This window comes from Nocardia sp. bgisy134 (assembly GCF_965341865.1).
Taxonomy (GTDB): domain Bacteria; phylum Actinomycetota; class Actinomycetes; order Mycobacteriales; family Mycobacteriaceae; genus Nocardia.
The window spans coordinates 109,670-122,630 of the sequence record NZ_CBDQZP010000016.1 but is presented as its reverse complement, the minus strand read 5'-3'; the positions used below and the strand labels follow the sequence as shown (position 1 = coordinate 122,630).

At 69.9% G+C, this 12,961-nt stretch carries 8 protein-coding genes; 4 read left to right on the top strand and 4 right to left on the bottom strand.

Translation table 11 applies throughout. The annotated features are described in order from the left end of the window. Positions 1-14: 14 nt before the first annotated feature. Complete coding sequence (locus tag ACRWNM_RS26150) at positions 15-722, top strand: alpha/beta fold hydrolase (RefSeq protein ID WP_431970737.1); 708 nt, start codon at positions 15-17, stop codon at positions 720-722. 566 nt (positions 723-1,288) lie between these two features. Here ACRWNM_RS26150 and uvrA read toward each other — a convergent pair. Both uvrA and ACRWNM_RS26140 read right to left on the bottom strand, forming a co-directional pair. Continuing rightward, positions 1,289-4,342 carry an excinuclease ABC subunit UvrA gene (gene uvrA, locus ACRWNM_RS26145; RefSeq protein WP_431970736.1) on the bottom strand — a complete coding sequence of 1,018 codons (3,054 nt, stop codon included), beginning with the start codon at positions 4,340-4,342 and terminating at the stop codon, positions 1,289-1,291. Positions 4,343-4,466: 124 nt separating this feature from the next. Continuing rightward, on the bottom strand, positions 4,467-6,551 hold the full coding sequence (locus tag ACRWNM_RS26140; protein WP_431970735.1) for an amylo-alpha-1,6-glucosidase: 2,085 nt from the start codon (positions 6,549-6,551) through the stop codon (positions 4,467-4,469). A 226-nt stretch (positions 6,552-6,777) separates the two neighbouring features. On the opposite strand from ACRWNM_RS26140, the gene ACRWNM_RS26135 reads away from it, so the two are divergent. After that, entirely contained in the window at positions 6,778-7,410 is a 633-nt protein-coding gene (locus ACRWNM_RS26135; protein WP_431970734.1) for a response regulator, read from the top strand. 87 nt (positions 7,411-7,497) lie between these two features. On the opposite strand, the gene ACRWNM_RS26130 is transcribed toward ACRWNM_RS26135, so the two are convergent. Next, positions 7,498-8,226 (bottom strand): sigma 54 modulation/S30EA ribosomal C-terminal domain-containing protein, encoded by a 729-nt coding sequence (locus ACRWNM_RS26130; RefSeq protein ID WP_431970733.1) that lies wholly within the window; start codon positions 8,224-8,226, stop codon positions 7,498-7,500. Between the two features lie 204 nt (positions 8,227-8,430). Between ACRWNM_RS26130 and ACRWNM_RS26125 the strand changes: the two genes are divergently transcribed. After that, positions 8,431-10,170 (top strand): GAF domain-containing protein, encoded by a 1,740-nt coding sequence (locus ACRWNM_RS26125; RefSeq protein WP_431970732.1) that lies wholly within the window; start codon positions 8,431-8,433, stop codon positions 10,168-10,170. Positions 10,171-10,184: 14 nt separating this feature from the next. Here ACRWNM_RS26125 and ACRWNM_RS26120 read toward each other — a convergent pair whose 3' ends face one another. Next, entirely contained in the window at positions 10,185-11,360 is a 1,176-nt protein-coding gene (locus ACRWNM_RS26120) for a beta-ketoacyl synthase N-terminal-like domain-containing protein (RefSeq protein WP_431970731.1), read from the bottom strand. A 261-nt stretch (positions 11,361-11,621) separates the two neighbouring features. On the opposite strand from ACRWNM_RS26120, the gene ACRWNM_RS26115 reads away from it, so the two are divergent. Beyond that, a complete protein-coding gene (locus ACRWNM_RS26115) occupies positions 11,622-12,959 on the top strand; it encodes a diguanylate cyclase domain-containing protein (protein ID WP_431970730.1) in 1,338 nt (445 codons plus the stop codon). The last annotated feature ends 2 nt before the right edge of the window (positions 12,960-12,961 follow it).

The window sequence follows — 12,961 nt, the reverse complement described above, 5'->3', positions numbered from 1 at the left end:
GGCATGCTGGCAGTATGGCGACACCGATCTTGCTCGTTCCCGGATTCTGGCTCGGCGCGTGGGCGTGGGACGAGGTGGCCGAGGAACTGCGCGGCAGCGGCTTCGAGGTGCGCGCGCTGACCCTGCCCGGGTTGGATCCCGACGACGAGGATCGGTTCGCGGCCACCATCGAGGAACAGGCAGGCGCCATCCTCGCGGCCATCGACCCCGCGGAATCGGCTGTGCTGGTGGCCCATTCGGGCGGGGCGGCGCCGGGCTACCTGGCCACCGATGTCGCGCCGGGGCGCTTCCGGCACGCGGTGTACGTCGACTGCGCGCCGGTGCCGGACGGGTTCGTGCTCAACGATTCGCTCGGATCGGCGCGCGAGTTTCCGCTACCGAGCTGGGAGCAATTGGCGGAGGAGGGCGACAGCCTGGTCGGGCTGGACGCGGCGCAGCTGGCCCGATTCCGGGAGCGCGCGGTGTCGGAGCCTGCGAGCATCGCGGGTGCGCCACTGCGCCTGAGCGATTCGCCCGCCCGGCTCGCGGTGCCGACGACAGTGGTGTGCACCAGCATCACCGCGGAGCTGGTGCGGCAGTTGAGCCTGAGCGGTGAGGCGCCGGTGTTCAGCGAGATCGCCCGCTTCGACGCGACGCTGATCGACCTGCCGACCGGCCACTGGCCGATGTGGTCGAAACCCGCGGAGCTGGCCGAGATCATCGCGGGCGCCGCGGCGAACTGAGCGCCGCGCGGCCGAGACGGGGCGGGCCGACACTCGACCGGCCCCGCCCGGCGCGATCACTGCCCGGGGGTGACCGAGATCGACGAGCCGGTGGCGATCATGGTGGCGATGGCCTGCAAGAGGCTGGTCAGCCCGGCGCTTCCGCTGTCCATGGCGTTCCTTTCACTGTCTGGCGCGCTCAGGCGCCCGGGGTGTAGTTGATGGACGATCCACTGCCGAGAAACGTGAGGATCTGCGCGACCAGCGCGGCGATGTCCACGCCTTCCATGGGTGTGTTCCTTTCTCTCCCACCGGGTTTCGGGCGTGCTAGCGCCGCGGTCCGGTGCACTCACCGTTACTGTCCCGGCCACGCCCGGACACGGTGAGGCAGATCTTACACACGCCCATTTCACTTTTTCCCGCGTTTTCGGGACCCGAAAAACCCGCGCAGGCCGAAACGGCGAGTGGCCGCGCCTTGTGACGCGGCCACTCGCCGTTTCAGGTTCAATTGTCGAAGATCGACCCGCTGCTCCACATCGACCTTTTGCCCGGATCAACCGCTGCGTTCGACCAGCCTCTGCCCTCGATCAACGCAGCGCGGCGGCCTTCCTGGCCAGACGCTTGGCCGCGGCCGTCTCCGCAGGGGCCTTCTTCGCCGCCTTGTCGGCAGGGGCCTTCTTCGCCGCCGCGGGCTCCGCCGGAGTCTGCTTGGCCGCCGCCTTGGACGCCGTCTTCTTGGCCGCCGCCTTCTTCGCCGGGGCCCGCTTCAGCGGAGCCGACGCGGCGGGCTGGGCGAGTACCTCGGCGAGGAACTGGCCCGTGTAGCTGTGCGGCACGGCAGCGACGTCTTCCGGCGCGCCCTCGGCCACCACGGTGCCGCCGCCGGAACCGCCCTCGGGGCCCATGTCGACGACCCAGTCGGAGGTCTTGATGACGTCCAGGTTGTGCTCGATGACGATGACGGTGTTGCCCTTGTCGACCAGACCGTTGATGACGCCGAGCAGCTTGCGGATGTCCTCGAAGTGCAGACCGGTGGTCGGCTCGTCGAGGATGTAGACGGTGCGGCCGGTGGAGCGCTTCTGCAGTTCGGCCGCCAGCTTCACGCGCTGGGCCTCGCCGCCGGACAGCGTCGGCGCGCTCTGGCCGAGTCGCACGTAGCCGAGGCCGACGTCGACCAAGGTCTTGAGGTAGCGGTGGATCGAGGTGACCGGTTCGAAGAACTCCGCGGCCTCCTCGATGGACATGTCCAGCACCTCGGCGATGGTCTTGCCCTTGTAGTGCACCTCGAGGGTTTCCCGGTTGTAGCGCGCGCCGTGGCAGACCTCGCACGGCACGTACACGTCGGGCAGGAAGTTCATCTCGATCTTCAGCGTGCCGTCGCCGGAGCACGCCTCGCAGCGGCCGCCCTTGACGTTGAACGAGAACCGGCCGGGCTGGTAGCCACGCACCTTCGCCTCGGTGGTCGCCGCGAACAGCGTCCTGATCTTGTCGAATACGCCGGTGTAGGTGGCCGGGTTGGAGCGCGGCGTCCGCCCGATCGGGGACTGGTCGACCTGTACCAGCTTGTCCAGGTGATCCAGGCCGTTGACCCTGGTGTGCCTGCCCGGCACCTGACGGGCGCCGTTGAGCTTGTTCGCCAGCACGGTGGCCAGGATGTCGTTGACCAGCGTCGACTTGCCCGAGCCCGAGACGCCGGTCACCGCGGTGAGCACGCCGAGCGGGAACGAGACGTCGATGCCCTGCAGGTTGTGCTCGGTCGCGCCGACGACGGTGAGCTTGCGCTTCTTGTCCATCGGGCGGCGCACCATCGGCACCTCGATCCGCTCGCGGCCCGAAAGGTACGCGCCGGTCAGCGAATCGGGGTCGGTGAGCAACTCCTGATACGGGCCGCTGTGCACCACCCGGCCGCCGTGCTCGCCCGCGAGCGGGCCGATGTCGACGACCCAGTCCGAGGCGCGGATGGTGTCCTCGTCGTGCTCGACGACGATCAGCGTGTTGCCGAGATTCTTCAGCCGCGTGAGGGTTTCGATGAGCCGCCGGTTGTCCCGCTGGTGCAGGCCGATGGACGGCTCGTCCAGCACGTACAGCACGCCGACCAGCCCGGAGCCGATCTGGGTGGCCAGCCGGATGCGCTGCGCCTCACCGCCGGACAGGGTCGCGGCGGCCCTGGACAGCGTCAGATACTCCAAGCCGACGTCGAGCAGGAACCCGAGCCGCGCCTGGACCTCCTTGAGCACCTGCCCGGCGATCGCGGCCTCGCGCTCCCCCAGCGTCAGCGAGTTCAGGAACTTCGAGCAGTCGCCGATGGACAGATCGCTGACGTCGGCGATGGACTTCTTGTCCTCGCCCGCCGAGATGGTGACGGCCAGGATCTCCGGGCGCAGCCGCGCGCCCGAGCAGACCGGGCACGGGATGTCGCGCATGTACCCGTCGTAGTGCTCCTTCATCTGCTCGGACTCGGTGTTCTCCATGCGCCGCTGCAGGAAGGGCATCACGCCCTCGAAGTCGGCGTAGTAGGAGCGCTTGCGTCCGTAGCGGTTGGTGTAGGAGACGTGCACCTGGTCGGGGCTGCCCTCCAGCACGGCCTTGCGCGCCTTGAGCGGCAGGTCCTGCCACGGGGTGTCCATGGAGAAGCCGATGGTCTCGGCCAGACCCGACAGCAGCCGGGTGAAGTACTCCGCGGTCTGCCCGCGCGACCAGGGCGCGATGGCACCCGCTGCGAGGCTGAGCTCGGGATCGGGGACCACCAGATCGGGGTCGACCTCCTTGCGGATGCCGAGGCCGGTGCAGTCGGGGCAGGCGCCGTAGGGCGAGTTGAACGAGAACGACCTCGGCTCGAGGTCCTCGATGTCGAGCGGGTGCCCGTTGGGGCAGGCCAGGCGCTCGGAGAAGCGGCGTTCCCGGTCGTGGGCGTGCTCGTCGCGATCGACGAAGTCGAGCACAACGATGCCGTCGGCCAGCCGCAGCGCGGTCTCGATCGAATCGGTGAGGCGCTGCTTGGAGCTCGGCTTGACGGCGAGCCGGTCGACCACGACCTCGACGTCGTGCTTCTCCTGCTTCTTCAGTTTCGGCGGGTCGGTGAGCGGATACACCACACCGTCGACCCGCACCCGGGAGTAGCCCTGGGAGTTGAGCTGGTCGAAGAGGTCGACGAACTCGCCCTTGCGGGTACGCACCACCGGCGCGAGCACCTGGAACTTGGTGCCCTCCGCCATGGCGAGCACCTGGTCGACGATCTGCTGCGGTGTCTGCTTGGCGATCAGCTCGCCGCAGACCGGGCAGTGCGGCGTGCCCGCGCGCGCGTAGAGCAGACGCAGGTAGTCGTAGACCTCGGTGATGGTGCCCACGGTGGAGCGCGGGTTGCGGTTGGTGGACTTCTGGTCGATGGACACCGCGGGCGAGAGGCCCTCGATGAAATCGACGTCGGGCTTGTCCATCTGGCCGAGGAACTGCCTGGCGTAGGCCGACAGCGATTCCACGTACCTGCGCTGGCCCTCGGCGAAGATGGTGTCGAAGGCGAGGCTGGATTTGCCCGAGCCGGACAGTCCGGTGAACACGATCAAGCTGTCGCGGGGCAGATCGAGATCGATCCCCTTCAGGTTGTGCTCCCGAGCTCCGCGCACGGTGAGGCGTTCCGCCACCGATGTGTCCCTTCTCGATCGTGTTGACGTGCAGACAGACCCCCGCTCGCCATGCTAAGCGCGAGCACCGACAAGTTTCGTCCGAGCGGCTGTCCACCCGCGCGGACGAGGCCGCGCCGGAGCGTCAGCCGGCCCGGCGCGTGCCCTCCGACCGCCCGGTGACCTGCCATCCGTGCGCGTCCACCGTGACGGTCAACACCTCCGACCCGACCCGCAGTCCGCTGATCCGCAGCGGCAGGTAGCGCTCGGGCACGGCGGGCGCCACCTCCGCGACGGCCGCCCCCGGCTCCAGCCGGACCAGGCTGCGCAGGAACAGCAGCGGCGCGGCGGCGGCCCAGGCCTGCGGCGAGCACGAGGTCGGATACGGCACCGGCGCGTCGAACTCGGCGCGGTCGAAACCGCAGAACAGTTCGGGCAGCCGATGGCCGAACCGCACCGAGGCGTCGAGCACCGCGTCGATGACCCGGGTGGCGTGCTCGGTCAACCCGTAGCGCATCAGTCCGGCCGCGCAGATCGCGTTGTCGTGCGGCCACACCGAACCGTTGTGGTAGCTGACGGGGTTGTAGGCGCCCATGCCGCTGGCCAGGGTTCGAATGCCCCAGCCGGTGAACATGTCGGGAGCGAGCAACCGGTCCGCGACCAGCGCCGCCTTGTCCTCGTCCACGATACCGGTCCACAGACAGTGGCCGATGTTCGAGGTGAGCGCGTCGATCGGCCGCTTGTCCCGGTCCAGGCCGACCGCGTACCAGCCGCGCTCGGGCAGCCAGAACTTCGCGTTGAACTCGGCCTTCAGCCGGGCGGCCGCGGCGCGCAGCCGGTCCGCGGTGGCGCGGTCGCCGAGGTCGTCGGCCAGCTCGGCCCTGGCCAGGTAGGCCGCGTAGACGTAGCCCTGCACCTCGGCGAGCGCGATGGGCGGTGCGGGGAGGGTGCCGTCGGCGAAGTTCACCCCGTCCCAGGAGTCCTTCCAGCCCTGGTTGTCCAGCCCGTGCTCGGCGCGGCGGCAATACTCGACGAACCCGTCGCCGTCGGCGTCGCCGTAGCGCTGGATCCACTCGATGGCGCGGTCGGCGTGCGGCAGCAGTTCGTCGCGGGTGGCGTCGTCGAGTCCCCAGCGGTGCAGCTCGCCGAGCACCATGACGAACAGCGGGGTGGCGTCGGCGGTGCCGTAGTACACGGTGTCGCCGCCGAGCAGCCGCGTCGCGGCCCTGCCGAACCTGATCTCGTGCGGTATCCGGCCCGGTTGTTCCTCGGTGGCGATGTGCTCGCGGACGCCTTGCAGGTCGGCCAGGCTCTGCAGAGTGCCGATGGCCAGCCTGCGATCCACCGGCAGCACCATCCACGAGGTGAGCAGCGAGTCCCTGCCGAACAGCGCCATGAACCACGGCGCGCCCGCGGCGACCACCGCGCGGCCGGGACTGGCCGGGTCGAAGATGCGCAGCGCGCCGAGGTCGGCGACGGCGCGGCGCAGCGCCGCGGCCAGCGTCGGGTCGCCGGTGCGCACCCTCGGCGAGTTCTCGTACCAGGCGCGCAACCTGCTGGCGGGCGCGCTGTGCGCGACCGAGCTGCCGCACGTGTGCCGCGGCGTGACCTCGGCCGAGCCGAGCAGCGGGAGGTACTGCACGCACGTCGACCAGGAACCGCGGGCGGGCAGCCGGACGTGCCAGCGCAGGCGGCGGCCGTCCGCGGTCGCTTCCGCGGCGCGCACCGCGACCGCGACACCGAGTGCGGGAGCGGCGATTTCGAGGCCGCCGTCGACCGCGCGGTGCTCGATGGCCTGCCCTTCACCGACCCGGCCGTCCTTGACCTCGAACAGGTCGGCGAAATCCGCGTCGACCTCGAGCGCGATCGCGAAGTCGACGGACTCCCCGGAGAGGTTGCGCACGGTCAGGTCCTCGCGCATGCCGTCGCCGACGTGTCGTCCGACGATCACCAGCGCGGTGCTGTCGGCGCGGTCGGGCGGCGGTGCGGTGCGCGCGAGCAGCGTGACACTGTAGGGGTCGGCGTACTGCACGCTGAGCGGTTGCGGCGCGTGGTCGTCGACGGTCAGCCGCCAGCGGGAGAGCACTCGGGTGTCGCGGACGAACAGTCCCTGCGCCCGGCCCGGCTCGATCGCGCCGCCGGAGTCGCTGAGGCAGAAGGTGGATCCCTCGACGAGCGTCACGGCGCTCGCCGTTCCGTGGTGCGCAGGTCCGCTGCCCCAGGGGTCCATTACGTCACGCGCCCTTGGTCGGCGGCTCGTCGTGCGGCGGGTCGTCCCGGTGTCGCTGAATCGGTCATCGTTCGACAACTTTCACGCGTTCGGTCCAGAAATCCAGCATACTCGGAACATCAATACGCCCAGCGTTTTTCGGTCAGTCCCGTTCGCTACGCATTCGCTGCGGCGAGATTCGGTGGCCGGATCCGCGGTGGGACCCGGTGCGCGAGGAGGGGCCGCGATGATCAAGGTGTTCCTGGTCGACGACCACGAGATCGTCCGGCGTGGCCTGACGGATCTGCTGGAGAGCGATCCCGAGCTCGCGGTGATCGGCGAGGCGGGCGATGTCGCAGAGGCGATGTCGGGCATTCGCGCGGCGCGGCCCGATGTCGCGGTGCTCGACGTGCGACTGCCCGACGGCAACGGCATCGAACTGTGCCGTGATCTGCTCGCCGAATTCGACAGGCTGCGTTGCCTGATCCTGACCTCCTACACCGACGAGCACGCGATGCTGGACGCGATCCTCGCGGGCGCTTCGGGATACGTGGTGAAGAACATCAAGGGCATGGAGCTGGCCGAGGCCATCAAGGCGGTCGGGGCTGGCCGCTCGCTGCTGGACAACCGGGCGGCGACCGCGTTGAAAGCGCGACTACGCAACAGCGTCGAGGCCGACGGTCCGCTGGCCGGTCTGACCGAACAGGAGCGCAAGCTGCTCGCACTGCTCGGCGAAGGCCTGACGAACCGCCAGATCGCGGCGCGGATGTTCCTCGCGGAGAAGACGGTCAAGAACTACGTATCGCGGCTGCTGGCCAAGCTGGGTATGGAGCGGCGCACTCAGGCCGCGGTGCTGGCCTCCCGCCTGCGCGAGCCGTGAAGCGGCTCGACGACCTCGGCTGCGCGGCGCCGAGCCGGGCGGCGTGCCAGGGGAGCCACGCTGCTCCCATCGGAACCGTACTGGGAATCAGGCGGTTTCGGTCGGCGCGACGATGGTCAGGTCCCCGTCGTAGCGACGGTAGAGCAGCTGGCCGCGGCCCGACTCGCGATCGGTAAAGAACAGGTAGGGCAGGCCGCCGCGGCACAGCGCGGTCGCCGCCTCGGACTCGCCGAGCAGCGGGCTGGGCTCCGAATGCACGGTCAGAGGTAGGGAATTCACGCTGAGCGGCTGTTGTGTCCGCTCCGCAGGCGTCGTGGTGGTCCACTGGCGGACGAGTCGCACGCCGAGCGTGTCCGCCCAGTGCACGATGGCGTCCTCACCGGTCTCGGCATCGGTGAACAGGTACGCGTCGTAGTCCATCGCGTCCATCACGGCGGTCGCCTCGGCGGGCGTTCCGGTCAGCAGCTCACAGTGCTTGCGGCGGATGATCGGCCGCTGCTCGGTGACCTTCGCCAGCGGTGGCCGCGCCGGATCCGGCCACGCCCGTGACTGATTGGCGACCAACCTGCTGAGCTGGCGATCCAGCCGCTCGACGGCGAAGGTCACCGCGAACCCGCGCGGCCCGGTGACCTGCACCCGGGTCGGTGTGTCGTGCAGCCGTACATTGGCCTGCACCACCGTGGGTTCCTCCCTATCCCGCGGGGCCGTAACCCGCACCCGCGCAGGAACATCCAAGTGGTGGCGGCGCAGCACCCGGCCGATGGCGCGGACGGCCCGCGTCACGTCGGCCGGCGGGACGGCCCCGCGAGTGGTCACAGCGAGCTCCGGATCCGCGGCGCTGGACCAGTGTTCCGAGGAGTACAACGATTGCGACGAATTCATAGGACACCTCTACTCTCAATTCACCCAGTGTCGATATCCCACCGCCGCAACGGCACCGCGAACAGGGCCAAAAGTCCCCGATCCGCGAATTAGACTGGCTGAAGCGCTGTTCACGCGCCCACCTGAACAGGAACCGACATGACCGAAGACAGCGGTAACGGCCTGTACTCGGTGCGCGACACGCTCTCGCAACTGCGCCTGCGCGAACTGCTCAGCGAGGTCAAGGAGCGCGTCGAGCTGATCATCGACTCGCGCGACCGGATGGACGGCCTGGTCGAGGCGATGCTCACCGTCACCTCCGGCCTCGATCTGGACGACACGCTACGCGCCATAGTCCGCACCGCGACCAGCCTGGTCGACGCCCGATACGGCGCGCTCGCGGTGCGCGGGCACGACCGGCAGGTGGTCCAGTTCATCGACGAGGGCATGGACGAGGTGGTCCGGCAGCGCATCGGACAGCTGCCCTCCGGACACGGCGTGCTCGGCGTGGTGTTCAATCGCCCGAAGCCGCTGCGACTGGACGACCTCACCGAACATGCGGAGTCCGTGGGTTTTCCGCCGGGGCATCCGCCCATGCACACCTTCCTCGGCGTGCCGGTGCGCATTCGCGACGAGGTGTTCGGCAGCCTCTATCTCACCGAAAAGGCGGGCGGGCAACCGTTCACCGAGGACGACGACGTGCTGGTGCAGGCGCTGGCCGCGGCGGCGGGCATCGCGGTCGACAACGCGCGCCTCTACGAGTCGGCCCGCACCAGGCAGGCCTGGATCGAGGCCACCCGCGACATCGCCACCGAATTCCTCGCGGGCACCGAATCCGAGCACGTGCTCGCGCACGTGGTCGACCACGCGCGCACCCTGACCGGCTCGCACCGCTGCTTCCTCGCCCGGCTCGACGAGTGCGTATCGCCCGGCGAGATCGGCGAACTCGTGCTCACCCAGTGGTCGGGTCCCGGCGCCGGACACGAGGGCTGGCTGGCCTCGACCGAGGGCACCGCGCTCGGCGAGGCGTTCACCCGGCGCACCCCGCTGCGCTTCGACGACGCGGCGCGCATCGATCTCGGTGTGCCGCTGGCCGATGTCGGCCCCGCCCTGATCCTGCCGTTGTGCACCCCTGACGCCACGCTCGGCGTGCTCGTCGCGGTGCGGCCGATCGGATCGGCGCCCTATCCCGACGAACTCGTCGAACTCACCGCCGCGTTCACCGATCAGGCCGCGCTGGCCATGCAGCTGGCCGACGCCCAGCGGCGGATGCGCGAACTCGACATCCTCGCCGACCGCGACCGCATCGCCCGCGATCTGCACGATCATGTCATCCAGCGGCTGTTCGCCATCGGCCTCACGCTGCAAGGGTCGCTGCCGAAGGCGGTGGTTCCCGAAGTGCGCCAACGGTTGTCGACCTCGATCAACGAGCTGCAGGAAGTGGTCCAGGAGATCCGCACCTCCATCTTCGACCTGCACGGCGGCGACGGGCACAGTGCGGGCTTGCAGCAGCGCATCGAGCGCGCGGTGCGCCAGCAGACCGCCGAGACCCCGCTGAAGGCCACCGTCCAGGTGAGCGGGCCGCTCTCCGTGCTGGAGGCCGAACTCGCCGATCACGCCGAGGCCGTGGTGCGCGAGGCGGTGAGCAACGCGGTACGACATTCGGGCGCCGACACGATCGCGGTGGACATCAGCGTGGCCGACGACCTGACGATCGTGGTCACCGACAACGGCTGGGGCGTACCGCACCACGTCATCCGCAGCGGGCTGCGGAATCTGGAGCAGCGGGCCGAGAAAGCCGACGGCAGCTTCGTGGTCGGCCCCGCGGGCACGCCGGCCGACAGCGCTGGACTGCCGGGGACGCGGCTGCGCTGGTCGGTGCCGCTACCCGCGGACTGACGCGGACCGGACCGTCATCCGGCCCGTCCCCCGCGGCCTGACCTGCCGGCCGCGGGCCCCAGCACCAGCATCGAGTTGTGCCCGCCCATACCCAGCGAGGACTTCAGGGTCAGGCCGCCCTCGAACGGCGTCGGACCGTCCAGCAGCCGCGGATGCGCCGGGGCCACGATCGGCGGTGCGGGCAGCACGCCGCGCTGGTAGGCCATCGCCGCGACGGCCACCTCCACGCCCGCCGCGGCGCCCTGGCTGTGTCCGGTGAGCGGCTTGAGCCCGTACACGTGCGGACGATCGCCCAACACCTGGGCGACCAGATCGCGCTCGGCCAGCTCGCACTGCCGCGTTCCGGTGCCGTGCGCGTTGAAGTACGCGATCTCGTCCGGGCTCACCCCGGCCTGGGCCAGGGCGCGGCGCGCGCAGTCGATGATCTGCGCGTGCTCCGGTTCCACCGAGACCACGTGGTAGCCGTCGTTGGTCATGCCGCCGCCGAGCACCGCCGCGTACGGCCGATCAACAGCGCGGGTCAGCACGAACGCCACCGAGGCCTCCGCGAAGCCGAAGCCGCGGCTGCCCTCCTGGAAGGGGCGGCACGCGTCGAGCGGTTCGGCGTCGGTGATCGCGGCGCCGAGCTGGACGAAGTGCTCGACCATGTCCGGCGTCGCCGACATGTCGGTGGCCACGCAGATCACGTCGTCGGCGATGCCGCTGTCCAGCCACAGTTCGGCGGTGACGATCGCGACGTTGGCCGAACTGCACGCCGCCGACACGTTCATCGACGGACCGTGGAAGCCGAACTCCTGCATCAGCACCGAGATCGGCGTGGACGGCAGCAGCCGCAGGTAGTCGCGGGAGCGGCGGTGGCCCTCGTCGATCTGGTAGAAATCGCGCCAGTTCACCACGTCGCCGAGCACGATCGCGTGCAGCAGGCCCACCGTGCGGCCGGGCCGCCAGCCACGCGCGCAGGCGTCGGCGATCGCCTCGCGCGCCGATTCGTGCATGGCGCGGCCGTAGCGACTGGGGCTGACGGCTTCGTCGCCGCCGTTCGGCACCAGCGTCACCCACGCGTGCTCGTCGCGGCCCGGCCCGTACCCGGGTTGCAGCTGCGCGGCGGACTTGCCGCTGAGCAGGCCCTGCCACAGCGACTCGCGCCCCCACCCGTAGCCGGTCACCGCACCGACCCCGGCGATGGACATATGATCTCGAGACCGATCTCTGTGCTCCGGAATGGCGCCCGGCATGGCATCGCTCCTTCACCGGATCCCCGGGCCGAACACCCTCGGTCGGGCCTGTTCCGGGAGGAACCGGAGTCTGTCATGATCACCGGATAGAGCCCGATGGAGTGCCCGAACCGTGATCGAAGCAAGTGCGTCGACGCTGAGAGCTCGCGCGCGTCGACACCAGAATAATCCCATGTTCCAATGGCCATAGGTCGGTCGACGATCGGGGGTTTGCGAGTGGGTGAGGAGACGACGGGCGTCACCGTCGACGCCGAGCAGCTGGCGCAGCGCTACCGGTCACTGGTCGAGCACACGCCGGACGGGATCTGCGTGCACGAGAACGGCGTCATCGTCTACGTCAACCAGGCCACCGTCCGGCTGCTCGACGCGCACAGCGCCGACGAGGTCGTCGGCCAGCCGCTCACCCGCTTCGTGCATCCCGACTCGATCCCGGCGATGCGCGAACGCATCGAACTGCTGACCAGCAAGGGCACCGCCTCCGTGCCGACCGAGATGCTGCTGATGCGCGCCAACGGCGAGACAGTACCGGTCGAGACGGTCTCGGTGCTCACCCCGTGGCACGACCACTTCGCCTACCAGGTGGTCATCCACGATCTGACCGCGCAGCGGGCCGCCGAGGACGCCCAGCGCCGCGCCGAACAGCACTTCACCACGGTGGTCTCCCAGCTGGAGGAGGGCGTGGTCGTCATCGACCGCGGCGGGCGCATCGAGTCGGCGAATCCGGCCGCCCGGCGCATCTTCGGCACCGACGAGCGGCACGACGACATCGTCGGCCGCACCATCGGCGAGCTGCCGATGGTGCTGCTCGACGCCAACGCCCAGCCGCTGCCGCCGAGCAGGCATCCGATGGCGCGCACGCTGGCCACCGGGGAGACGGTCACCGGCTACATCTTCGGCGTCGACCGCAGGGACGGTCAGCGCCGCTGGCTCTCCGGCAGCAGCAGGCTGCTCAACCCCGGCGACCCGGACTCCCCCGCGGTGTCCTCCTTCGCCGACATCACCGAATTCCGCGCCAGCCGACGCCAATTGGAGTACCAGGCGACGCACGACTCGCTGACCGGCCTGGCCAACCGCTCGCTCATCCTGTCCCAGCTGGCTGGCGCGCTGGCCACCAGCGCGGACCTGCCCTACTCGACGGTGCTGTTCATCGATCTCGACGGCTTCAAGTCCATCAACGACACGCTCGGCCACGCCATCGGCGACACCGTGCTGCAGATCGTGGCGCAGCGCCTGCAGCGCGCGCTGCGCGCCGACGACCTGGTCGGGCGGCTCGGCGGCGACGAGTTCCTGGTCCTGCTCTCCGGCCGCGGCCGCCACGTCGACGTGGACGGGCTGGTCCATCGGCTGCGCTCCACCATGTCCGAGCCGATCATCGCGCGCGGGCACCGGATCGCGGTGGACGCCTCCATCGGCGTCACCGAACTCGATCCCGGCGACCGCCGCACACCCGAAGCCGTACTGCACGACGCCGATGTCGCCATGTACCGCGCCAAGCCGCCCCATCGCGACACCGGTGTCGGCAAGGGCCGCACCAACAACACGCACGCGTCCTGAAT

Bases quoted from the DNA above. Each gene is read 5' to 3' on its own strand.
- ACRWNM_RS26150 (WP_431970737.1), top strand. From the start codon at position 15: ATGGCGACACCGATCTTGCTCGTTCCCGGATTCTGGCTCGGCGCGTGG.
- ACRWNM_RS26140 (WP_431970735.1), bottom strand. From the start codon at position 6,551: ATGGACCCCTGGGGCAGCGGACCTGCGCACCACGGAACGGCGAGCGCC.
- ACRWNM_RS26135 (WP_431970734.1), top strand. From the start codon at position 6,778: ATGATCAAGGTGTTCCTGGTCGACGACCACGAGATCGTCCGGCGTGGC.
- ACRWNM_RS26125 (WP_431970732.1), top strand. From the start codon at position 8,431: ATGACCGAAGACAGCGGTAACGGCCTGTACTCGGTGCGCGACACGCTC.
- ACRWNM_RS26120 (WP_431970731.1), bottom strand. From the start codon at position 11,360: ATGTCCATCGCCGGGGTCGGTGCGGTGACCGGCTACGGGTGGGGGCGC.